Origin of the sequence: Paenibacillus violae (genome assembly GCF_032461945.1) — a bacterium.
Taxonomy (GTDB): domain Bacteria; phylum Bacillota; class Bacilli; order Paenibacillales; family NBRC-103111; genus Paenibacillus_E; species Paenibacillus_E violae.
Map to the genome: position 1 here is coordinate 273,396 of NZ_JAWCUD010000004.1, position 25,194 is coordinate 298,589.

19 protein-coding genes are annotated in these 25,194 nt (G+C 46.2%); all 19 read right to left on the reverse strand.

Translation table 11 applies throughout. From position 1 onward, the window contains the following. The 19 genes from RQP52_RS15205 to RQP52_RS15295 all read right to left on the reverse strand — a co-directional run bounded on the left by RQP52_RS15205 (position 1) and on the right by RQP52_RS15295 (position 25,193). Positions 1-1,044: an ABC transporter ATP-binding protein gene (locus RQP52_RS15205; protein ID WP_315952585.1), complete on the reverse strand. Its 1,044-nt coding sequence runs from the start codon at positions 1,042-1,044 to the stop codon at positions 1-3. A gap of 28 nt (positions 1,045-1,072) precedes the next feature. Continuing rightward, a complete protein-coding gene (locus tag RQP52_RS15210) occupies positions 1,073-2,218 on the reverse strand; it encodes an ABC transporter permease (protein WP_315952586.1) in 1,146 nt (381 codons plus the stop codon). Positions 2,219-2,220: 2 nt separating this feature from the next. After that, on the reverse strand, positions 2,221-3,219 hold the full coding sequence (locus RQP52_RS15215; RefSeq protein ID WP_315952587.1) for an ABC transporter permease: 999 nt from the start codon (positions 3,217-3,219) through the stop codon (positions 2,221-2,223). Positions 3,220-3,306: 87 nt separating this feature from the next. Further along, positions 3,307-5,280 (reverse strand): ABC transporter substrate-binding protein, encoded by a 1,974-nt coding sequence (locus tag RQP52_RS15220; RefSeq protein ID WP_315952589.1) that lies wholly within the window; start codon positions 5,278-5,280, stop codon positions 3,307-3,309. A 395-nt stretch (positions 5,281-5,675) separates the two neighbouring features. Continuing rightward, positions 5,676-6,650 (reverse strand): substrate-binding domain-containing protein, encoded by a 975-nt coding sequence (locus RQP52_RS15225; RefSeq protein ID WP_315952590.1) that lies wholly within the window; start codon positions 6,648-6,650, stop codon positions 5,676-5,678. After that, a complete protein-coding gene (locus RQP52_RS15230; RefSeq protein WP_315952591.1) occupies positions 6,647-8,428 on the reverse strand; it encodes a sensor histidine kinase in 1,782 nt (593 codons plus the stop codon). The genes RQP52_RS15225 and RQP52_RS15230 overlap by 4 nt, the downstream gene beginning before the upstream one ends. After that, positions 8,421-10,034 carry a helix-turn-helix domain-containing protein gene (locus RQP52_RS15235; protein ID WP_315952593.1) on the reverse strand — a complete coding sequence of 538 codons (1,614 nt, stop codon included), beginning with the start codon at positions 10,032-10,034 and terminating at the stop codon, positions 8,421-8,423. The genes RQP52_RS15230 and RQP52_RS15235 overlap by 8 nt, the downstream gene beginning before the upstream one ends. Positions 10,035-10,167: 133 nt before the next feature. After that, the gene (locus RQP52_RS15240; protein WP_315952595.1) at positions 10,168-11,175 is read right to left on the reverse strand and encodes an ABC transporter substrate-binding protein; all 1,008 of its coding nucleotides are present in this window, start codon (positions 11,173-11,175) and stop codon (positions 10,168-10,170) included. A gap of 67 nt (positions 11,176-11,242) precedes the next feature. After that, a complete protein-coding gene (locus tag RQP52_RS15245; protein ID WP_315952596.1) occupies positions 11,243-12,241 on the reverse strand; it encodes an ABC transporter permease in 999 nt (332 codons plus the stop codon). A 16-nt stretch (positions 12,242-12,257) separates the two neighbouring features. Beyond that, entirely contained in the window at positions 12,258-13,736 is a 1,479-nt protein-coding gene (locus RQP52_RS15250) for a sugar ABC transporter ATP-binding protein (protein ID WP_379171502.1), read from the reverse strand. A 190-nt stretch (positions 13,737-13,926) separates the two neighbouring features. Continuing rightward, complete coding sequence (locus RQP52_RS15255; protein ID WP_315952599.1) at positions 13,927-14,712, reverse strand: DeoR/GlpR family DNA-binding transcription regulator; 786 nt, start codon at positions 14,710-14,712, stop codon at positions 13,927-13,929. Between the two features lie 252 nt (positions 14,713-14,964). Further along, positions 14,965-16,713: a hypothetical protein gene (locus RQP52_RS15260; RefSeq protein WP_315952601.1), complete on the reverse strand. Its 1,749-nt coding sequence runs from the start codon at positions 16,711-16,713 to the stop codon at positions 14,965-14,967. A gap of 33 nt (positions 16,714-16,746) precedes the next feature. Then, positions 16,747-18,375 (reverse strand): DHA2 family efflux MFS transporter permease subunit, encoded by a 1,629-nt coding sequence (locus tag RQP52_RS15265; RefSeq protein WP_315952603.1) that lies wholly within the window; start codon positions 18,373-18,375, stop codon positions 16,747-16,749. A 14-nt stretch (positions 18,376-18,389) separates the two neighbouring features. Beyond that, positions 18,390-19,706: an efflux RND transporter periplasmic adaptor subunit gene (locus RQP52_RS15270; RefSeq protein ID WP_315952605.1), complete on the reverse strand. Its 1,317-nt coding sequence runs from the start codon at positions 19,704-19,706 to the stop codon at positions 18,390-18,392. Between the two features lie 9 nt (positions 19,707-19,715). Next, positions 19,716-20,375, reverse strand: a complete 660-nt coding sequence (locus tag RQP52_RS15275; RefSeq protein WP_315952607.1) for an HlyD family efflux transporter periplasmic adaptor subunit — start codon at positions 20,373-20,375, stop codon at positions 19,716-19,718. Next, positions 20,372-20,815 carry a MarR family winged helix-turn-helix transcriptional regulator gene (locus RQP52_RS15280; protein ID WP_315952609.1) on the reverse strand — a complete coding sequence of 148 codons (444 nt, stop codon included), beginning with the start codon at positions 20,813-20,815 and terminating at the stop codon, positions 20,372-20,374. Before RQP52_RS15280 ends, RQP52_RS15275 begins: the two co-directional genes overlap by 4 nt. Before the next feature lie 979 nt (positions 20,816-21,794). After that, entirely contained in the window at positions 21,795-22,724 is a 930-nt protein-coding gene (locus RQP52_RS15285; protein WP_315952611.1) for a nucleoside hydrolase, read from the reverse strand. Positions 22,725-22,746: 22 nt separating this feature from the next. After that, positions 22,747-24,252, reverse strand: a complete 1,506-nt coding sequence (gene glpK / locus RQP52_RS15290; RefSeq protein ID WP_379171488.1) for a glycerol kinase GlpK — start codon at positions 24,250-24,252, stop codon at positions 22,747-22,749. Continuing rightward, a complete protein-coding gene (locus RQP52_RS15295) occupies positions 24,252-25,193 on the reverse strand; it encodes a transketolase family protein (RefSeq protein WP_315952615.1) in 942 nt (313 codons plus the stop codon). The genes glpK and RQP52_RS15295 overlap by 1 nt, the downstream gene beginning before the upstream one ends. Position 25,194: the final 1 nt, after the last annotated feature.

The window sequence follows — 25,194 nt, forward strand, 5'->3', positions numbered from 1 at the left end:
TTATTCTCCCTCGCCCTCAGCCATGTAGAGAAAGCATCTCACCATATGGTTATCGGAAACATTCGTTTTGGGAACGGCCTGCTTATTGCATACACCCTCGATTCGATCTGAACAGCGCTCGTAGAAACCGCACATCGGCGGCATATTAGTTGCTATGGGGACAGTTCCATCGATGGATTCCAATCTTGCATGCCTGTTTCCGGATAATTTAGGCATCGATTTGAGCAACCCTTTGGTGTAGGGATGTTTAGGATTATTGAAAATTTCCTTCACTGTCGATTGTTCGACTATTTTCCCCAAGTACATAACAGCCACTTCATCACACATTTCGGCAATAATCCCAAGATCATGAGTGACCAGCAGGATAGCCATACCAAATTCACGTTGAAGCTCCTTCATAAGCTCCAACACTTGTGCCTGTATCGTAACATCAAGCGCAGTAGTAGGCTCGTCGGCAATTAGCAATTCCGGGTTGCAGGACAAGGCCATTGAGATCATCGCCCGCTGACGCATCCCCCCGGAGAATTCATGCGGAAATTGGTCAAAACGCTTTTCTTGATCCGATATACCGACTTTGCCAAGCATTTCAAGCGCGATTTTTTTAGCCTCTTTTTTGTTCTTCGTTCGGTGGATTAATATAGCTTCCATAATCTGATTGCCAATCGTGTACATCGGTGAAAAAGCAGTCATCGGCTCTTGAAAAATCATGGCTATTTTTCTGCCACGAATGGAGCGTATTTGTTTGCTCCGTGTAGGTAACGATAACAAATCCAACTGATTTAAGGCTTTCTCCGATTCGGAGTGATACACGATCTTTCCGGTGGTTTCGCATTCTTTGGGATTAATGCTAATAATCGCCCTGCTAGTCAAACTTTTGCCACAGCCGGACTCGCCAACAAGGCCCAGCGTCTTCCCCTTTTTTATGTCAAAGTCAACGCCATCAACGGCCTTCATTTCTCCATTATCCATTTGAATTCGAATTCTGAGATCTTGGACAGACAATAGGGGGCGTTCAGATTGTGAAACGGTGGCTTGCGATGTCATACTATCCCTCGCTTTAGACTAGAATGAATTACTTCTTGTATGGATCGGCAGCATCGCGCAATCCGTCGCCAAGAAAGTTAAAGGTTAAAACTGTCACAATAACAAAACCTAAAGGGATCAGTTTCCAGGGATACAAAGCAACATTCTCGATCTGTTGTGCTTCTTGGAGCAAGACGCCCCAGCTCGTAGCAGGCGAGCGTATTCCGAGCCCTAGGAAGCTCATTGCTGTTTCACCAAGTATCATGCCAGGTATCGCTAAGGTCGTTGCCACAACCAAATAGGAGATAAATCCAGGCAATAGATGTCTAATAATGATTTTTGCGTCACTGACGCCGGCAATTTTGGCTGCCAACACATACTCCTCATTTTTCAAAGAGATGAACTTTCCTCTTGCAACCCTTGCTAATTCCGTCCACCCAATAAAGGCGAAAATGATGACAATATACAAATACATAGTGACAATTGGAACCCTAGCCGGAATGGCAGCTGACAATGCCATCCAGAGAGGAAGCGTCGGAAATGACCGAATGATTTCAATACTCCGCTGTATAATCGAATCGAGCCAACCGCCGAAATAACCGGACACCCCTCCGATAAATAATCCCAAGATGAAGCTTATTGACACGCCAATGAGAGGAATACTTAATGAAACTTGACTCCCCAGAAATACACGGGAAAGTAAGTCCCTACCCATGCCGTCCGTACCGAATAGAAATATGCGTCCCGGCGCATCGACGCCAAATAGATGAATATTCGTTGAAAACAGTCCTAAAAACCTATAGGTTTCACCTTCTACCAAAAAGCGAACAGGGTGACGAACATTCTCGTCTTGGACAAATATTTTACGGAGCGTCACAGGATCTCTTCCTGATTTCAGTTCATTCACGAACGGTCTCATATGGAACTGGCCATCTGCATCCTTAAAGCTTACTTTTACTGGAGGTGCGTTTACGTATTTACTGTCATAGCTTTGCAAGCCATAAGGCGCAATAAACTGTGCAAATAGGGCCGCTACATAAAAGCATGCAAGAATCGCCAAGCTAATCCGGGCCAATTTATGCTTTTTTAAACGACGATACATGAGTCGCCATTGTGAGCTATAAGAAAGATCACTTTTGGGAGTTTCTTTTACTGGAGTTATCTTTTGTCTTCCGACAATTGGAATTGTTTTCATGGTCACATACCTCTAAACTCTGTGCGAATTTTTGGATCGAGCCATGCCAATAAAATATCTGAAATCAATGTCCCCAGAACCGTCAAAACAGCCATAAACAACAGCCATGTACCCGCCAAGTACATATCCTGCGCTAAGAGAGCGTTATACATGACCGGCCCTTGGATGGGAAGATTGAGAACAATCGCCGTAATGGTGGAACCTGTAAATATAGAGGTCAGTGACCAACCAATTGTGCTCACGATCGGATTCATAGCTGCACGTGTCGGATATTTGATTAATATTTTTGTTTCCGATAAACCCTTTGCTCTCGCCGTCACCACATTTGGCTTATTTAATTCGTCCAGCATCTGACCTCTCATAACTCGAATTAATTCTGCTGTATTCGCTAAACCAATGACGATAACAGGAATGATCATATGCTTGAGTAAATCCAATACCTTATCTAACGACCAGCCTGCATTAACGAATTCACTTGAAAAGAGACCTAACAAGGGATCACCAAAGTAAACATACGACAAATACATTAATATTATGGCCATTAAGAAATGCGGCGTTGCCATGCCAAGAAAGCCAACAGCAGAAAAAATATAATCACCAATTGAATATTGCTTTACGGCACAGTAAATACCGATCGGAACCGCCACTGCGTATGTGAATGCCATTGTCACCAAAGAGACGACAATCGTTAATCCCATATATTGCGAAATAACCGTAGTAACCGGCTTGTTATAGCTGAAAGAATAGCCGAAGTCGAAGTTCGTTATCATATTGCTCATCCAAGCCAGATACTGAAAAAACCAGGGCTGATCCAATTTCAAGCTTGCTCGCATTGCAGCTATATCGGCGTCTGACATGACATCGCCTGCAACCGACATTTTAGCCGCATAAGTCGACACGTAGTCACCTGGCGGAAGCTGAATGATGTAGAAAACGATCATGGAGATAAAGAAAATAACCGGTATAACCAAGACGATTCTTTTTAAGATATAGTGAAGCATCTCTACCCTATCCTCTCCGTTTAATTCAAGAATGCCTCTGAACGATACAGGGGGATTTGGGATCCCCCTATTTCGCTTGAAGCTTATTTATGGTTTGATGAAAAATTGCGCAGGATGACCGTGCCCTAAGCTGCGGAATTCATCTGAATAGACTAAGTCTTTGGGTACGTTGCCCATTTTATTAGAAGCAACTACAAGGCGAGGCGTAGGACCGGCGTAGCCAATAATCCATTGATTTTTCTGATGTAGCTTCACAATCTCATTGCTCCATTTCTCGATCTCCTCTTTACTTGTCGACGCTTTAACTTTGTTCCAGTAGTCGAGAATTAAAGCTACATCGCCTTCCGGTTTAACACCTTCTTTGCCATTGGAAGACGAGTACAGTCCGTAATGTCCATACCAAGGCGTCAGTACCCTCAAAGGAACGAGCGTATCCGGACGGAATGCTACGTTAACCAGTGAGATATTTTCAGTCGTCGCAGGAATTTTGTTAGCGTACTTAAGTTCCTGATGCGTTCCTTGATCCACAACTTTAAGGTCTACCTTAATGCCCACTGCCTCGTAATACTTTTTGACAAGTTCCAGGAAACTTGCTGTGTTCGTACTGCCTTCAATGATCGTAATGGTCAGATCAGAGCCATCTGCATTCAGCCGGAAATTATTCTTATCGCGCTTGGTCAAACCAATCTCATCCAGCAGCTGATTAGCCCGATTCACATCGAACTTACTCCACTGATCTGCCCATCCTGCTTGGTAGCCAACCAATCCTTCAGGGACCGATGCCTGCTGAGGAGCGCCCAAGCCATTCGTTACGATTTCCGAAATTTCCTTTCGATCTACAGCAACCGACAGAGCCTCTCTAAATCTAATATCCTGGAACAGCTTGCGCAGATTCGGATCTGCAATCGTCTGATTCAACTGCAGGCCAGCGCTTGACCAATTGGGCGTCGTCCAAGACATAACGCGGAACCCTGCTTTTTTCTCATTTTCCTTGAGGACAGTGAAGTCTTTAAAATCGAAGTCAAGCAAATTGTAGTCTCCAGCAAGCGTACCAAGAATACGTTGAGCAGGATCCTGTACTTTGGTAGCAACGATGCGATCCATATACGGAAGCTGATTACCCTCTTTGTCTGTTTTCCAGTAATAAGGGTTACGTTCCATAATAAACTGATCGCTGTTGGGGTCATTTTTTGCCACCCAAGCCCGCAATGTCGGAATTTGTGGATTTACCCAATAATAATAGCCTGTTGCGACTAAGAACGTTTTTACGTCTTCGAAGCCCCATTTTTTCGCAATCTCTAGTGCTTTCTCTTGACCCACAAATTCAGGCAGTATCGTTTTTTGGAAGTGCGCTGGAGCGAAGAACCATTTGTTGTCTATCGCTACACGTTCCAGGAACTGTACGCTCGGATACTTGTGTACAACCTTAAATGTATAGTCGTCTACCTTAGTAACCGTCGCCAAAGCCTTCTCCCCTGATACAGGGTCTACGGAATAATAAGCGTCATATATTTTTTTGCCGAACGTTTCTTTGGTAAGCATGTGCTCCCAGTAGAATAGCACGTCATCGGCGGTAAACGGCACCCCGTCGGACCATTTCATACCTTTTCTTAAATGGATCGTAAATTCGGTAGAATCTTTGTTGACCTCATAACTTTTGGCCACATTAGGTTCAATTGTGCTTCCATCTTTTTTAAAACGGAACAAAGCTTCCTCTGTAGGCTGACCTACTGTCCAGCGGTCATTCGGTCCGGTCCATGGCATCTTCCAATCTCCGCCGTATTTGCCGATTTCCTCGGATACGGTTTCGACCATGATGTCTTCCTTGGCAGGCATACGCTCAGTCACTGGCTTTAACGTACCTGCGCTCACAAGCTTAGTAAGCATAGGAGCTTCTTTGAATCCGTCTGTCTTTGCGGGAGCGGGCGCTACGGGAGCCGCCGTTGCCTCTTTTGCGGCAGAGCTTGCCTTTGGACTAACTTCACTTGCACTCTCGCAGGCAGCAAATACAACAGTAAACACCATCAGCATCATGCCCAAAAATATGTGGTTCGTTTTCAAACCTATCCCCTCCATCATTCATCTGGTACTTCAATCTTCCTCATCACGAACTGGAAATTGGTTCCCTTCCACCCCCTAGATAGATTCAAGCTTAAACCGGTTTAAGTATGTGGAGATAAGAGTAAGCGCTTTCTTTGCAAAGCGTAAAAAGATCCAAAATAACAGATTAAACCGGTTTAACAAGGTACATAGCAATCGGGTAATCTCCTCTTTTGAGTGGAATTAAACGTAAGGTATGGATGTTTGTTAAACCGATTTAATCATAGTCACTCTAAATGTAAGCGCTTAACCAATATCTGTATCGTACCGTGTAATACTGGAAAATGCAATAACTTTTTTTGGAAGAATTTGGTGTCGAATGCCGTCGAAAAGAAAAAAAATCCTGTAAGCATCCACTAAGGACGCTTATCCAGGATTGGAAAAAGCAGCTTCTGATTCGGTTTCGTATACATGTTTGTTTTCCAGATAACCTCCGACCCCGTATCGATTCTTCCTTCCACCTTCTGCCCACTGCTCAGTTGAACCGCCGTTTTCAATGCCACATAGCCCATGTTGAACGGTTTTTGGACGACCATTGCCTGAATGATTTCCTCTTCCAGGAAACCGATTTCTTCCATGGAACTGTCGAAGCCAATCAGCTTGATCTCTCCTGGCTTCTTCCAATCGTGAAGCGCTTTGGCCGCGCCAAGGGTCGAAGGCTCATTTAATCCAACTATCCCTTGCAGATCCGGGTAATCCTTCAGCAGTTGCATCGTAATGTCGTACGCTTTTTCCGAAGATCCCTCACTGTAGTAGGTGTTCAGAATTTGGAAGCCCGTGTCCCTTTGAATGGCAGAGCGAAGGCCGTTTTCTCTTTCAATGGAAGTAGATGACCCTTTAATGAAATTAATAATGGCTATTTGCCCGCGATTCGGCAGTGTCTGGATCAGCGCTTCACCCGCTTTTTTACCCGCTTCCACATTATCCGTAGCGATAAATGACTTGGAGATGCCTCCCTTGAGACCGGAATCAACGGTAATTAAGGGAATACCGGCTTTTACAATTTCGTGTGCAATAGGCACCGTTCGCTCGAAATCTAAAGCCGACAAGACAATCGCCTTCGGCTTCATTGCTATGACTTCGCGCAACATCCGAATTTGACCATCGACATCTTTTTCCGTGTCTGTACCGACAACTTTCACCTTGCTGCCCATCTCTGCGGCAGCGGCGTTGACGCCTTGCTCGACAACCTGCCAAAACTCAATTTGCTTATCAATTGTCTTGGGTACAAAAACGATGGGCTGATTATTTTTACCTGCCGCCTTTAAACCGTACATATAAACAGCAATTGATAAGATTGTAATGACAATTAAGAATAACCAGCGCTTCATTCGTCTTTCACCTCCAACTCCGAGCAAGGAATCCGCAATGTGACCGTCGTCCCTTCTTCCGGTTCGCTTTCGAAAGACAAGCCATACGCTGTACCATAGAACAGTTGAATACGATGATGCACATTCCAAACACCTAGCCCCTGATCCTTGGAAGATTCCTGTCCTGGTCCCGGTCCCAGCAAGCCTTGCAGCTTGGCTTTATCCATTCCTAATCCATTATCGCTTACCGTAATTTGGATGACGCCGTCGACCAACCGCCCTTCAATGCGGATATGCCCCCGTTCTTCCATGCGCCTGATGCCATGGTAAATTGCATTTTCCACGAGCGGTTGAAGCATAATTCGTAGCATACGGCAGCCTTGCAGTTCGGGTTCTACCTCAATCGCGTATGAAAATTTATTCGTATATCGCATAGATTGTACCGTTAGATAGTTAGCCAAGTGCTCCATTTCCATGGATACCGAAACTTCTTGTTCCCCTTTGCCTATGCTGTAACGCAGCATTTTGGAGAGTGCCATGGTCATTTTCACGACTTCTCTCATCTTGTTCGTTTCCGCCATCCAAATGATTGATTCCAGCGTGTTATACAAGAAATGCGGGTTGATCTGGGATTGGAGCGCTTTGATTTCACTTGTCCGAAGCAGCGCCTCTTCATGCACGATTTGTTTCATGAGATCCTTTATTTTGACAAGCATGACATTGAAGCTTCTCGCTAATTTCCCAATCTCATCGGCTTGCGTAATATCAGCCCGAATGTCAAAGTTGCCCTGTTCCACCTGTTTCATATTCGCTTCCAGCTTCTTGATCGGTCTGCTGAGTGTAAACGATAGCACGATTGAAATACCCAGCGCGATGATCAAACACACGCTGCCCCATAGAACCGTTGAAAGCTGCATCTTTTTTTTATTGCCAACCAGCTCTTCGGGATACGTGACACCAACAATTTTCCAACCAAAATTCGTTGTTCGGATCGATAAGATTTTTTCATGATCATTTTCTTTCAATGATAACTGCCCGTCTCCCGAGGCCAGAATCGCTTCAATAGGTTCACTTTTCAAATTCGTATGGATGATCTGCTGCTGAGGGTGATAAACGAGGTCTCCTTCGGAATTGACAATAAACACATACCCTCTCTTGCCTAGTTGAATATGGCTGCAGAGGTCATTAATGATCGTGTAATTCAAATCAATCAGCAACACGCCGGTCTTGTCGAATCGATCATGGCCCCGAAACTGCTGACTCATGGAGATGACCCATGGATATTCGTTGCGATAGACATGTTCAACTTCCGAAGAAGAAATATAGGTGGCATCATTCTTCGCTTTCGTATACCAATCCTGCGCAATTAACTCAGGATAACTCTTCAGAGCGCTCTGCTCCCGGTCGGAGATGACAGCTCCATTGGAGCCTATAAAAAGAATTGCGCTAATGTCATTTCTGGATTGAACGATGACTTGCAGGGAGCTTTCAATCGCATTGACCAGGCTTTGTCCGACTTCTGAATGTGGATCCGCCATCGTCAAATACTGCCTGATTTGCCCATTGTTATATAGAAGGGACGAAATACTTTTCATATTGTCAATGTATGTCTCAATGGTCGTTCCAACCTGATTGATCAGCTCATTCGTATACTGCACAGAGTTTTCCGTAACGGAGTCCGACGACTGGCGGTATGTGTTGTAGCTCAGAATAAGCGTTGTGCCTATGATCAAACAGGAGAAAGCGACAGCTATGCTCGTGTGAATGCTTTTAAATCTAAAGAAACGCCTCTTATTCAAGAGAGCTCCCCTCTCTGCTTGCTGATCTATATTCTTTGGGCGTCATCCCATGATGCCGCTTAAAAATCACGCTGAAATACTGCGGGTCGCTGTATCCAATTTTCGCGGCAATTTCATAGGCCTTCAAATTCGTCTCGGTTAACAGCTCCTTCGCTTTGGCAAGGCGTATCCATGTGACATATTCAATGAAGGACTGGCCTTTCTTCTGCTTGAACAGCCCGCTGAAATAATTCATGCTCATATAGACGTGTTGGGCCACTTCATTCAGCGATAAGTTCTCATTCTGATAGTTTTCCAGAATATACACTTCAGACCGGATCAACAAAGAGTCTACATCTTGCGCCATTTTCATCATGACCTGTTCAAACAACTGCAGACATAACGACTCCAACCACCCTTTTATTTCATCTAAGGTTTTGTAGGCTCGAACCTGTCCGAGAATATCCGCAGCCTCCAGGGCGTCATGCCCTGAGTCCTCGAATAATTGAATGATGGCAACAAGCAGCCTTTGCACATAAATGTAGCAGCGATCTACCGATGATTGCGAAGCACGCAGCTCATGCATCCAGTCATTTAAGAGTCTGGCGAAAAGCTCTTTATTCCCCGTCTTCAACGCCGCGATCAGCTTGCGCTCCCATTCTGCATGATGCACTTGCAATTTACCTTTTCCATGCACGATATCTTCAATGGAAATAATCTTATTTTTGCCAACCATAAATCGATAATCAAGTGCCGAACCCGCTTCAGAATAAGATTTCGACAGCTCCTCCATCGCCCGGTAAGGTCTGCCAATCCCAATCGAAACGCGAACTCTCACGTACTTTTCTATGCACTGCAGGGCTTGCTCCGCGTATTTCTGGACAGCGAGAATCAAATGAGGCATTTCCCCTGCGAAAATGATGCCGATTCGCTCGTCTCTCGTTCGGAAGACAATACCGTTTTGCTCTAACTCAAAAATTTCGTGAACAATATTATACACGGCAAACCGCAGCAATTCGGTCTCCGAGCTTATTTTCGCAACCTTTGGATACATAAACTCCTCCACGTCTAACGTTGCCGCCAAGTAGTACGGCCCTGGGAGTGATAAATGAAACAAAGCAAATTTATTCAGAATCTCCTCTTTCTTCACTTCGCTGGTGACCATGCGTTCTAAAAATTGCTCGCGCAACAAAGGCATGCTCATATTTAGTTGGCTTTGCAGCCTGGACAGATCTTCATTTCTTAACCGTTTCTCATCGAGCTCTTTTCTCAAATGTTGCAAAATACCCGTAAATTCGTGATGGCCAACGGGTTTCATCACATATTCATACACCTTCAGTTTTACTGCCTGCTTGGCGTATTCGAATTCTCCGAATCCCGTCATAATGATGACGGTAATATCCCGGTAGCGATCAGCAATCGCCGCGGCAAGCGCCAGCCCATCCATGTGAGGCATCGAAATATCCGTAATAATCACATCCGGCAGCCGGATTTCGAGGGAATCCAAGGCTTCTCTTCCATCACCATAAGAACCTATCAGTTCAAAGCCATAGGCCTCCCAATCTATTTTCTCACGAATACTTTCCCGTACAGCCTCTTCGTCATCAACAATGATTAGGGTATACACCGTACCACCTCAGGTTTAACAAATTCGCTCTGAACCTCCACTTTATTCTATAATAGCGATTACATTTCCTGTAGAGGTTTGGAATTTCTTTTTGAGAAAAAGGTTGCCCGCTTAAGAGCAACCTCATCTAAACTTAGTTATACAGCAGCGCCTTAATTTCAGCTGAGTCCATGTTTGTTTTATCGTACCAATGGAAGCCAGTATCTATGCTCTTCTCAACTTTCTCGCCTTTGCTCGCCATGACCGCCGCCTTAACGGACCAATAACCGATTCCGATCGGATCTTGGGTAATGGCGCCAGCCATTTTGCCGCTCTTAATGGCGTCAATTTGCGCTTTGCCCGAGTCATAGCCGATAATGACAAGTTTATCGTTTTTGAGCTCGGTCACTGCGTTGACGACACCAATCGCCGAGCCTTCATTGGCTCCGAAAATACCTTTCAAGTTCGGGTGCCCTTGAATGATTGCTTTAGCCAAATCGGTTGATTTCAATTGATCGCCGCCGCCATATTGAATATCAACGATTTTGATGTTCGGATGCTTCGCTTTCATCTGATCGACGAAGCCGTCTCTGCGATCAACGCCGGTGCGGCTCGTTTGGTCATGCACAACAAGCGCAACTTCGCCGGCATCGCCAATCTTCTCCGCCATTTTGTCTGCGGCGAGTGCTGCGGCTTTCTTGTTATCCGTTGCCGCTGTTGTGACGGGAATATCGCTGTCCACGCCGGAATCGAAGCCGATAACCGGAATATTCGCGGATTTCGCTTTTTGCAGCAGCGAAACGGATGCTTTGCTGTCCAGCGCTGCGAAGGCGATGGCGGTTGGTTTTTTATCCAGCGCAGCTTGCAGCATTTCAATCTGTTTATCCACTTGCGCTTCAGTTTCCGGGCCTTCGAACGTAATATTCACGTCGAATTCTTTGGCGGCCTTTTCTGCTCCTTGCTTTACCGCTTGCCAGAATTGGTGCTGAAAACCTTTGGAAATCACAGGAATGTAAGGCTTTGAAGCGTTTGAAGAAGCAGGTTTGGCTGAAGATGTTGTTGTTGTACTAGATGTCGGGCTTGATCCACAAGCAGCGAGAAGAGATGCAGAAAGTGTAAGCGCAACGGTGGCCATGACAATTTTACTCATTTTGTTTTTCATTTTGTCGTCTCCCTTTTACATGGAATTTGGTATATGAATTCTTACAAAGAAGGAACACCTGAAGTCATTACCCCGCCTTACGCCGACGCAAAATGTCTGCATACACCGCAAGTAAAACCACAATGCCAACGATAACCGTTTGCCATTCTTGAGGAACGGACAAGATCCTTAACCCGTTGGTCATCACACTCATAATCAAAGCCCCGATCACGGTTCCCAGAATAGATCCCTGGCCTCCGCTTAATGAGGTGCCCCCGATGACGACGGCCGCGATGGCTTCCAATTCATACCCCATCCCAAGCGCCGGTTGGGCGGAGTCAAGTCTCGAAGCAATCATGACCCCCGCAATTCCGCTAAATAAACCGGTTAATACATAGATGGAGATTTTCCAGAAACGGATGTTTACACCGGATAGCCGCGTTGCTTCCTCATTGCTGCCTAATGCAAAGTTATAGCGTCCAATCACCGTTTTCGTCAGCACCAAGCTTGAAACAATGGCAAGCCCGAAGAAGATTAGAATCGCATTGGGAACCGCGAAGCCCGGAATCACCTTCTCCAGCGCTGTGCCCATCACAATTTCACGAAATGCAGGCGTTTCATTGAAATAAATCGGTTTCGCATGCGAGATCACAAGTGACAAGCCTTTCGTCATCATCATGACGGCCAGTGTCGCAATAAACGGTGGAATATTCATCTTGGCTACTGCAAAGCCGCTGAACAATCCGCAGAGAACACCTGTCAAAATTCCTGCCAGAATTCCAATGGGAATCGGCAAATGCCAGTTTGTAATGAACACACCGGTCATCACAGCCGAGAAAGTCATGACCGTACCGACACTGAGATCAATGCCGCCTGCTATAATAACGAACGTTGAGCCTAGCGCCAGCACACCGATGACAGCCGTTGATAGGAGAATCCCGACGATATTCGTGAATTGCAAGAAATTGCTGGAGGAGAGCGAGAAAATAATAACTAAGAGCGCCAAACTGGCGAAAGCTAACAATTTCTGTGTAGCGGCTGTCTTTGGAAGAATTGGCTTTGAAGATTTCAAGCTGCTTAATTGCATGAATGTCCATCCTTTCTTAATTGCGGCTTGTTGCTAGTTTCATAATCTCTTCTTGGTTGGCTTGATCACCTGGAAGTTCACCGGTTATTCGGCCTTCGCACATCACCAGAACACGATGGCTTAAACGCAAAATTTCGGGCAGCTCGGAGGAAATCATCAAAATCGCCTTTCCCTGCTTGGCTAAATCCTCTAGCAGCGCATAAATCTCGGATTTTGCCCCCACATCAATCCCTCTTGTCGGCTCATCAAAAATAAGAATCTGGCAATCGCGATGCAACCATTTCCCGATAACGACCTTTTGTTGATTGCCTCCTGACAGAAATTTCGCTTTCTGCTGCACACTCGGCGTTTTTATTTTTAAAGATTCCACATAGTGACCCGATACTTGTTCGATGCGACCATCTTTCATCCACCCGAACCGGTTGCGGAATTTCTTCAAAGAGGGCAGCGCAATGTTGGCCCCCAGATCCATATCCACGACAAGCCCGTATCGTTTGCGATCTTCGGAAAGATACCCGATTCCGTGTTTCACCGCGTCATGGGTTCCGCGAATATTCACTTTTTTCCCGTGTACATAGACTTCGCCAGTATCCATACGATCGGCTCCAAAAATCGCTCGCGCCATCTCCGTTCGGCCTGCTCCCATTAAACCGGCAACGCCTACGATCTCACCGGCATTCACGGTAAAATGAATATTCTTGAAGGCATTCCCACGGCTCAGATTTTCGACTTTCAGGACTGTATCCTGCGATCCGCCTTGCAAGCTTGGCCGTTTCTCAACCACGATTTCCCTTCCAACCATCATCGAAATGATCGCATTCATGGATGTTTCTTGCGTCTTCACAGTGGTAATGTAACGCCCATCCCGCATGACCGTTATTCGGTCGCTGATTCTTCTTAACTCTTCCATGCGATGGGAAATATAAACGATACCTACACCGTTATGCCGCAGCTTCTCAATCATCCGAAATAGTTCGTTTATTTCCGCTTCCGTCAGTGCCGCAGTCGGTTCATCCATGATGAGCACCTCGGAATGGAAGGACAGCGCCTTGGCGATCTCAACCATTTGCTGCTTGGCGACACTCAGTTCCGATATTTTCATACGCGGATCCAAGTTCAGGTTTAGCTGTTCCAGAAGCTCCTTCGTGTCGTCATTCATTTTCTTTTCGTCTAAAATAAATCGCAGTTTTTTACGCGGCTCCCGCCCAATAAACATATTCTGAGCAATCGTCAAATCGGGGATTAAATTGAGCTCTTGATGAATGATGCTGATACCTAGTCGTTGAGCTGTTTTGGTATCCGGAATCTGAACCTCCTTCCCTCTCAACAGCAGGCGTCCGCCGTCTTTCTGATAAATGCCGGTCAGGATCTTCATCATGGTCGACTTTCCTGCACCATTCTCACCAACCAAAGCATGGACCTCAGCTGGGATAAGTTCAAATTGGCAGTTGGAAAGCGCCTGTACGCCGGGGAAATGTTTATCAATACCTTCCATTTGTACAAGTGGATGTATCACTTTGGTTGTTCACCTCAATATCGTTTACTGCTTTCATCTTAGCTGTAAACGCTTCAATTGAGAGTGGAGTATTTTCATAAAAAAGTCGAAAAATTACCGATATATGGTTGAATGAAAAACAAAAAAGCACCCAAGGCCGCTGCCTCAGATGCTTCTCTCACTGTATATTTTATTCGGCCTGAATCCAGGTAATATCTTTTTGAATCAACTGTTCCTTCCACTCTTTAGGAGCGTCCACATTGCTAACGATAATATCGATCTTGTTCAAGTCAGCAATTTTGTAAAATTGTACTTGTCCAAACTTCGAATTGTCCGTTACCACAACGCTAATCTTCGATTGGTCAATTAATTTTCTGGCAAATTGTCCCCGATCTTCATCAAAAGCCGTGATCCCTTTGTCCAACATAATGCCGTCAATCGAAATAAACGCTTTATCCACATAAAAGTTCTCGATCATTTTTTCAGCCATAGAACCGACAACGCGAGACTGTAATGAACTTACTTTCCCTCCGATGAAGAAGATGTCGCCAGAAAGGAGTTCCTTGTTCTTGTAATCAATAAGCAGGTAAAGAGCAGGAACTGAATTCGTAAGTACTGTTATATTTTTCTTATTAAGCAAATAATCAATGATGTGCAGCGTCGTTGACCCATCATCGATGAAAATGACTTCGTTATCTTCCACTAATGTAGCCGCTGAACGGCCGATGATTCGTTTTTCTTCCGCATGCAAAACTTCTCTCTTCAGATGGGATGGTTCCTCACGGGAGAGATTGATTTTCACGGCGCCGCCATATACCCGCTTCAATTTGTTTTCTTCTTCCAATTCCTCCAGATATCTGCGAATCGTTTCAGAAGATACATTCAAATTATCAACCAAGTCCGTCGTTTTTACTTTACCCTCAAGGTTAAGCAGGTTTAGTATATAGTCTTTGCGTTCTTCTCCAATTAATGACATGATTCCCTTCCTCCTGAATAACTTTGATTGTCCTTTCTAATTATATGGCTTTACGAATCGTTTGCCTATCTGTATTTAAAAAAATAACAGGAAGGGTAAGCGGTAACCCTACAGGCATGTTATCAGACAGTTTACCAGAAATTCCAAGCAATTTAAACTCGAGAAAAATAGCGGGAGTAATCGGCGTCAGCTACAATGAAAAAGAGGGTGCCCCGCCATGTACATGGCTATTGGGACATCCTCTTCTATCCATTATTTCAACTCTGCAATCAGTCGATCAACTTCTCCTGATGGTGTGTTCAACACTTCATATACATTAACTAGTACATTGTTTTGAATTTGATCTGTCGTTAAGTTGCTGAAAGTTAACGTTTGTTTGCCATTAACTAAGCGATCAGTGCCGGTGAATGGGAAGATTTTAGAACCCAAAATCGTGCCCGATCGATCAACCAGCTCAAATTTCAATTTGGAGAAGCTATTGTCTACCAACACCTTAGGATCACGAATGAGATCCATATACAGCTGCAATTTATAGGTGTAATTGAGAGCAATCGTTTGTCCTGGCACTGTGATTTGAGACAACATGTAATCTTTCAAATTAACCGTATAAGGATACAAAGAGATCTCGTGTCTATCCTCTGGCTCCTGTACAGCTACCTGGTAGGAAGCAATTGTTGACTTGAACGCTGGTTTGGATTCTCCGTCTGTTTGTCCTTTGATTTCGTTTTGCACTTTCATCGTAAATGTATCGCTTGTCTCAGAGACAGGCAGTACAAATGCATAGCTGACAACTGTTGAAGTTCCTGGCGCGATAGACTTCTGATCATCATTTTGTCTGGAACCTGTGTAATCATAGCCGGTTGAGCTAGACAACATCGTTTGGAAAGCTGGGACAGGAATGTCACTAACGCCCTTGTTCGTCAAAGTAAACTTAGCAAAAGCTACTTTGCTGCCTTGATCTTTGTTGTCCGTAACATGCAGTTCTACCAAGGCTACATCAAGATCCTGATTAATAACGTCATTCCATTTCTCAAATGTAATCGGCGTTCCGTACGTATAACTGCCCGTGGCACCGGCAGCGCCTGGCATCTCAACATTCAGCTTCCCGATTGTGAAGGCAGAAGTTTTTACATTGCCTGCTGCATCTGCTTGCGTAAAGCTTTCGGATGTCAGCACATTGATGCTCTCCAGCACGGTATCCATATCAGCATGAATCGCATAATGAACATATTTACTTTGACCTGCATCGAGCACAACAGGATCTGCTTCAACCTGTTTGCCCGCATACAGATTCGTTTTGGACTTGCCATCCAATTCAATAGCCGGCAATGTTTCGGCTTGATCGTTCGGATTAGTTACCAAAAGTTTTACCACATACACGACACCTTCATTGCTGTTGCTTTTAGTAATATCAACTGTTTTGTATTGCAATGGCGATGCTACAGTCGGGATGCTGAACGTTTCTCCCCATTTAATGGAAGCCGGAGCCTTTTTAAACTCTCCGCGATTTCCGTTCCATACCAACCCATCGATTGGAGCAGATAGAAGCAATGTTTCCTGTTTCGGATACACATCATAATTAACATCAATCAGTGATAGATTGCTTAAATCCACTTCCGTTTGACGGTTGATGACTTTCAAATACGTCAATTCGACTTCCGACTCCGGCTGCACCCCGTGTGCATTGCTGCTGCTTGGACGCAACGTATAGATGGTACCATCCGTCGTTTTCACTTTAAGCTCATAGTCTGGAATGCGAAGCGTCTGATTGCTGGTGTTCATGATTCTAATGACAGAACCGAGACGCACGCCGTTTGCTGTTTTCTCGCTAGTGACGCCTTCGATTGCAACTTGCAGGTTGTCGCTTATTTGATAGACCGGAGCTGCGACTGTTTGAGCAACAGCAGCATCTGTTCCTTCTGCAAGCGCCGGGAGTCCCGTCATCAGCAATGCTGATGACAGAACGAGCGTCATTGCTACTTGTTTAAATTGAATTTTCATTTTTCCCGTTCCTCCTAAGAGTGAGTTTTGCGATTACATTTCAATCATCACATGGTGCTGAGCATCAGAATCCTTGGCGGATTGCTGCTCGACAGCCTCACTTTTCTTTTTCTTCCGCATAAAAATGACCAAGACGATCGCAATGAAAGCCGGAACCGCAGATACCATTAAGGTGTCAGCAATTGCTCTTGTCAAAGCCTCTTTTTGTACGAGTCCGTATAAAACGCCGATAACACCACCGGAAGCTGAACTTGTATCCGTCCCAAGTTCTAAGTAACGATGAACGACATTTGTCTGAAAATCAGCATACGCAGGCGTATTTGTAGAAATAGATTCATTGAATCTTACTCCGAATTGCGTAGATTTGTTATTCATAATACTGGTCAGCAAGGCGATACCCAGCGATGCCATCACGTTACGCACAACGTTGGATACGGAGGAAGCCCTACCGATCAAATGATTGGGCAACGTATTCATCCCGGCTGAGGACAACGGCATCATACACAAACCGATACCAATACCACGGATAACGAGCAAACCGCTAATCCAATGTGTAGACGTTTGCTGCGAAAGAACATGCATTTCCAGCGTTGTAAAACCAATAATAGCCAAACCTACGATACTTAGAGGTACAACTCCGTATTTGGAAACAAGTTTCCCTGCAACAGGCATCATGAAAGCCATGGCGATCGATTGCGGCATCATGACCAACCCTGTCTGCATAGGCGTCAATCCCGTTACATTTTGCAGAAAAATTGGCATCATATAGATCCCGCCCTGCATGGAAATCATAACGAAACTTGAGGCTGCCAAGCTGATCGTAAAGACGGAGTTTTTAAACAAGCGAAAATCCATAATCGGATTATCTTTACCTAGCTCGATATAAACTAATAGAATAAAACATGAAATAGAGATGAAGAACAAACTCACGATATAGAAGGAAGTCCACCCATCCGCTTGACCGTCCGTTAATGCCAGAAGCAGCGTGCTGAAAACAATCATACATAAGATACTGCCAACGTAATCAAATTTCAGCCCTGCACGTTTAGGCGTCTCTTTCAAGATAATCAAACCAAGACCTACGGCTACAATCCCAATGGGAACGTTGATGTAAAATAAATAGCGCCAGCTAAAATTATCAATTAAATATCCGCTTAGAGTTGGCCCCATCGCAGGCGCAGCCATCGCCGAAATTCCCCAGATCCCCATCGCTACTTGAATTTTGCTGCGAGGCATGATCTGGTAAAGCATGGCCATACCTACCGGCATAATAAAGCCGCCGCCAAGTCCTTGAATAATTCGGAAAATAATAAGACTCGTGTCGCTCCAAGCGATCCCGCACAATACCGAGCCGACGATAAACGCACTCACCGTGGTCAGAAACGTTGTTTTGTAACCGAATCGGTCCGCCAGGAAGCCCCCCATCGGAACAACGACCGCTGAAGCAAGCATATACCCCGTAACAACCCACTCGATTTCCGTAGATGTCGAACCGAATACAGCCATCAGTTTGGGTATCGCAACGTTCATTAAACTATTGTCCAAAATGGCTAGAAATGTGCCTAGAATGAGTACTAACAGTGCTAACCACTGGTAGACTGTGATCTGCTCCTCTTTTTGCTCAACTGCCGGAGTAGCTGTATCTGCCGTTGTTGTTGACATTGTAGCAGCCTCCTTTACTCGGCATGAACCTTAGCTCCGTCTGCCAGCTTGTCACCCGGGTTCAAGACGATTTTATCTCCCGGTTTCAGAGCCGAGTCTCCTTTAAGGTATACCCAATCCTGGTTCTTATCTTCGGTTTGCAGCACAACGGATTGCACAGCGTCACCGTTAAGTTTGAAAGCTACGGATTTACCATCTTTTTGAACAAGCGCTACTTTGGGCACTTCAACGCGACTTTCACTGCTGCTGCCTCCGAAGTCAACACTCGCTACAGCACCTGCATGTAACGTTCCATCCGGATTGTTTACTGTCAACTTCACCGGGAACGTATTATTATTCGTGTCGGATACAGGGCTTACAAAGGAGACCGTTCCTTCAAATGTTTTACCTGGAACACTAGGAACAATAACGTTTCCTTTGGAACCTTCCTTGATCGAATTGATCATTCCTTCAGGTACGCTAACTTCAACCTTCACTTTATCTACATTAACAACGGTCAATAAAGCAGCGCCCGCTTGCGCCATTTCTCCTGCATTCACGTTCTTTTTAACAATAACACCATCGATGGGAGATACGACTCCCGCATTTTTCACTGCGATTTGAACCAGATTCAAAGCAGCTTGTTTAGCGGTGACATCAGCTTTTAATTGCTCTAATGTGTTTGCCGTTGCCCCTTCTCTGATCAAACCAAGCTTCGCTTCGGCCGCAGCCAATTGCGCATTCGCAGCTTGTTGTTGTGATAGGGCCGCATCATTCGCTGACTTAGCCTTTTCATAATCAAGCGTTACTTTATCCAATTCGTCGGATGTAACATCGCCTTGATCATAAAAATTCTTAGCATGATTGTATCCCTTGGTTACAAGATCATAAGCTGCTTGCGCTTGCGTTACCCCTGCTTTCGCTTGGTTAACCGCTGCTTTGGCTTGGTCAACACCCGACATTGCCGCCTGCACATCTTGCGAGCGGGCACCAGCTTCCGTATCCGCCAATTTGGCTTGCGAAGCCGTCAGTCCTGCTTGAGCTTGATCCAACTGTTGGAGCAAATCTTCCGTATCAAGCTGCACAAGCAGATCGCCCTTTTTCACTTTTGCGCCTTCTTCAACGGAAACTGCGGCAATTTTACCGCCAATTTTGGACACGACTTGAACGGTTTGATCCGATGCCAGTTTACCGCTTGCGCCAACGGCATTCGCGCTGTTGATCGTAATCACCTTGACGGAAGGTACGCTTGATTGCGCAGTGCTGGCCGACGAGGATGTACAGCCGCTCGCAAGTATCATGGAACCGGCAAGAACACTTAAAGATATAACGACGTTAAGATGTTTTTTCATGGGCAATCCTTACTCCCCTTTGATATGGATTTTGATCGAAGCATTCATTCCTGGCGCTAGATCCAATCCTTTATTATCGTCTATAGAAATTTTTACACTCATACGTTGTGTTACTTTGGTGAAATTCCCGCTTGAACTTGTTGTTGGAAGCAAAGAGAACGTAGAAGCTGTTGCTTGGCCGATCTCCATTATTTTCCCTTGGAATTCTGTTTTGCCATATGTATCGACATCAAATGTTACCACTTGACCCACATGGACTTTTTTGATCTTCGTCTCATCGATGTCTGCGGATACGTAGAGCGCATTTTTATCCACAATCATGGCTACAGATTGCCCAGGAGCCACGACTTCGCCGACTTTGGCAGAAGTTTGAATGACCGTTCCGCTAATCGGAGCACGCAGTGATGCTTGATCTAATAAGCTATTTGATAAGTTCGTAATATCCTGCTGCCCAACGATTTGGTCCGCCACAACCGTATCTCCCATCTTAATGCCCAGCGTATTGATTTTGCCGGAAATTCGAGGCATGACACGGTAGATATCCCCAGAGATACGGGCATTGTCCGTCGCTACGTAGTTAGCGCCTTGATACCAGTAATAACTGCCGATAAAGGCTCCGCTAAGTACAATAACAGCCAGAATAATAATTAAAATTAATTTACGTTTCATTCCGTTCCCTCCAGCTTTTTCTCCAAATGTTTAATCAGTGTACCCACTACTTCTTTGCAAGTCGCAATCTGCTCGGGTGTAAAGACATTTTCTAGACCTGCATAAAACTCATTATTCATCGTCTCGACCTTCGATTTCTTCATTTGTTGACAGAAATCTGTTGTGCCAATCCAGACCACCCTGCGATCTTGTTCATCTCTTTTGCGTTCAACCATCCCATCACGTTCAAGCCTGTCGACAATACCTGACACCGTGCTATTACTGAGCTGCACAGACTGGGCAAGATCGCCAAGCTTTCTTGGTTCTTTTAAAAACAATTCCCGCAAAATAAATAGCTGAGGTCCCGTAAGCTCTTCCCGCTGAAGTTCTCGATACAGTAAAGAAGCCCGTACTTTATGCAGCCTCGTGAGTTCAGCTACAAGTTCTTTAACCTCTTCCAAAACGCGCCCCCCTTACACACCAAAATCATTCGTATACGAAATATTGTGACATCACACATCATACCACGCTTTTATGAAACTGGATATATGTAGAATTGTAATTTGTAAAAATCCTTTCAAGGAGCTGAAACCTATGTTTTCCAGCTGCAGAAGAAGGTATTTAAATGGAGATTTAAAGTATTTAACATTAACTGCTTCAAAATAGCAAAGGATCAAATTGAAGTGTTTTTTGCTGAAACGCTTTCATTTTTGCTCTGCCAGTCCTGGCAATACAACGCGATTGGGATCGTTTAAAGTGGAAATTGCGATTGGATGGAACTGTGGAATACGAGACAGCCTATTGGGCTATCTCTGAAGGGAATGGAGGAGGTTGTGGCTACTTTAGCGGTGACAAACAATGTTGCGGCGTGTCGTGGGCTTGGAATGAGGTTCCACGCTGAACTTAAGCTTGTTTTACAACGCTAACGTGAGCTGTTTGCGCATAGCAGCTACGTTAGCGATGTAAAACAACGTTACAGCGTGTCGTGGGCGTGGTTTGGGGTCCCGCGCGGCATTTAAGCTTGTTTTACAACGCTAACGCGAACTGTTCGCGCGTGGCAGCTACATTAGCGATGTAAAACAACGTTACAGCGTGTCGAAAGCGTGGAATGGGCTCCCACGCTGAACTTAAGCTTGTTTTACAACGCTAACGCGAACTGTTCGCGCGTGGCAGCTACGTTAGCGATGTAAAACAACGTTACAGCGTGTCGAAAGCGTGGAATGGGCTCCCACGCAGAACTTAAGCTTGTTTTACAACGCTAACGCAAACTGTTTGCGCATATCAGCTACGTTAGCGGCGTAAAACAAAGTTACAGCGTGTCATGGGCGTGGAATGGGGTTCCACGCTGAACTTAAGCTTGTTTTACAACGCTACCGCGAACTGTTCGCGCGTGGCAGCTACGTTAGCGGTGTAAAACAACCCTACAGCGTGTCGCTCACACTACTCCTGTGAATCCCTCTCCTTCTCATAGAGTGCAAACAACGCCAATTTCGCATAAAAATCCTCCAAAATAAATCGGGAGTCCACACTCCGATAGACGCGGATTTTACGGTTGCCCGGCTTCGCGAAATATCGCATTTCGGCATCCACATTCGGCGCCTCGATCATCTCATAATCGAATCTCTGCTCCTCCAGCAGCAGGGAAACGGCCGGCGAATCGCCGAGCACCCAGGTCTCCCCTTTCGGCCACTGCGGGCGATGTCCGTTTTTCATATTGTGATGGACAAGGTAGTCATATAAATAGCTGCCGATGCGGCCATGAGGACGAACCTTTACAGCAAGCTCGGCAATGCCAACGCGCACCATTTCGTACACATTTTTAGGAACCTGCCATAGCGGGATCGGGGAATTGAAAACGACATTCACTGCCTCGACATCATTGGATAAATTAAATTCATCATGCCCCTCAGGATACGTACCTCCGCCGATCCAAACAGCGGTAAGACGATTCGCAATGCGCGGCTCCTGCAAATAAGCGCTAGCCAGATCAGTTAACGGTCCTTGAAAGGTGACGAATAAAGGCCTCGGATCGTCCTTCATCGCTTCGTCAATAATGAGTTGGCTGCCTTCCGAAGGCACAGGCGTATGGACATCCGGGAGTTTGTGCGGAGCCCCCCGATAGACGCCATATTGCTCTCTCATCCCCATGAGCTGCAGCACATGCTCCACTTCCTCATAAGATTCTTCCATCGGAGCAGCGCTTCTTGGACCGAAGTGGGCGCCTATGAAGCCTTTTATTTGTAAGCGTTGTGATAAAATCGCATGCACAATCGCGTATTGATCGTCCGCTTCGCATTTGGCGTCGGTATTGATAATGACACGAATCTGCTTTTGCTCTGGAACCTCATAGGGCATAAAATGGTGCGGCATTTATGATCTCTCCTTTTTGCATCTAAGCATTCCGAGTTAAGACGGAGGAAACGGCCTTTTTCCAGCCCGAACAATGGGCTTCGCGCAGTTCCGGCAGCATTTTCGGCTGGTACGATATAGATCCTTCTCGCGTTGTACCTATCGCTTCGAGTGACGGCCAAAAGCCGATTCCGACACCGCCCAAATAAGCCGAGCCTAGTGCGGACAATTCCGCAATTTCCGATTTCACGACCATTTTACCTAATAAATCAGCTTGGAATTGCATCAAATTCACATTATCAGACGCACCGCCGTCTGCCCGCAGTTCTTGCAGCGCAACAGCAGTTTCATTTTCCATCAATTTAACCGCGTCGTGTACCTGAAAAGCAATGCTTTCAATGGCAGCCCGAATGATATGTGCTTTCGTTGTCCCCCGATTCATACCTGTAATGGAGGCTCTGGCATAAGAGTCCCAGTAAGGCGCACCAAGCCCGACAAATGCCGGTACCAAATATACACCCTCACTATCTGGCGTGTGCTCAAGCATCTGCTCCATCTCCTCAAACGTACGAAACAAACACAAATTATCCCGAACCCAGGTCAAGCTGTCACCCGAAGTGCGGATAACGGCTTCAACGGCATACGTCACTTTGCCGCCTCTGCCCCAGGCAATAGCGCTCACAAGTCCGTTACCTGATGGAATCGGCCTCTCGCCTACATTCATCAGCACGGATGTGCCTGTGCCGTAGGTGGCTTTCGCCATACCGCTCTCAAAGCACTGGTTGCCGAATAAAGCTCCCTGCGAGTCGCCGATGACCCCCGTGATGGGAACCCGGCAATCGCCGAATAATTCGCTATCTTCCGTGTAGCCAAAAATTTCATCCGAGCTCTTGACCTCGGGAAGAAGCTGCAGCGGCACGCCAAAAAGGCCGCACAGTTCCTCATCCCACTGTAACGTGTGGATATTAAAAAGCGATGTGCGGCTGGCGTTCGTATAATCCGTTGCATGCGTCTTGCCCCTACTCAGCTTCCACAGCAGCCAGCTGTCGATTGTGCCAGCGAGCAGCTGGCCGTCGGCCAGCTTTTCTCGCACACCCTCTGCATGCTCCAGGATCCAGCCCCATTTCGCTGCGGTGAAATACGGATCGAGCATCAGCCCCGTCTTGCTGCGCACACTCTCCTCGTGCCCCGCCTTCTGATAGACGGCGCACTGGTCAGCTGTTCGCTGGCACTGCCATACGATCGCGGCATGCACGGGAAGCCCTGTCGTTCGATCCCACAACACGGCCGTCTCCCGTTGGTTCGTGATCGTTAAGGCAGCCAAAGATTGCGGCCCGACTCCGGCTATCGCCAAAGCTTCATGAGCTGAGCGAATGACATTTGCGTAAATTTCCATGGGATCGTGCTCGACCCACCCCGGGCGCGGATAGTACTGGCGATGCGGGATCGCGCTTTGAGCCATTATCTGCCCTGCGCGGTTAATAATAAGCGCTTTCGTCCCTGATGTGCTTTGATCAATCGCGAGCAGGTAGGACTTTTCCATCATCATTACTCCTGTCTGCCGAGCATGCCAAGCGCCACACGCTTAAGATTGCTGCTGCTAATGCCGTAATGGTCAAAAACCTCAGCCGTTTTCCCGGCAATCGCCGGTTCGTCTGGTATGCCGATAATCCGCATCGGTACGGGCTGATGTTGAACGACCACTTCCGACACAGCTGCGCCAAGCCCGCCATGCACGCTGTGCTCTTCCACCGTGATGATGTGTCCGGTTTCCTTTGCCGCCTGAATAATGGCATCCGCATCCAAAGGTTTTATCGTATGCATATTGATCACTCGGCAAGATACGCCCGCTTCCTTCAGCGCTTCATGTGCATCCAGTGCCACACGAACCGTTTCCCCTGCTGCAATGATCGTTACGTCGCTGCCTTCGCGCATTTGCACGGATTTGCCGATAATGAATTCGTAATCGTCCGAATCATAAACATCTTGAACAGCGTTACGGCCAATTCGAACATAAACGCCGCCTTCGTGCTGCACAAGCGCTTCCGTCATCCGCTTCGTTTCATGCCGATCAGCCGGCATCATCACAGCGATGCCCGGTATCGCCCGCATAACGGCCACATCCTGTACGGAATGGTGGGACATGCCAAGCGCGCCGTAGCTGACACCGCCACTAATTCCCACCAGCTTCACGTTGGTTGCCGAATAAGCGACGTCCACTTTGATCTGCTCAATGCTGCGCATGCTAAGGAAACAGGCCGGCGAGGTAACGAACGGCTTTTTACCGCTGTGGGCAAGCCCTGCGGAAATTCCGACGATATTTTGCTCTGCGATGCCCACCTCAACGAATTGCTCCGGAAACGCTTTGGCAAAAGGTCCCATCGCCGCCGAACCCCTCGAATCGCTGGCAAGCACCATAATAGAGCGGTCCTGCTGCGCCTTTTCGAGCAAAGTCTCACATATGACCTGACGATTTGGAATCGTGTTCATC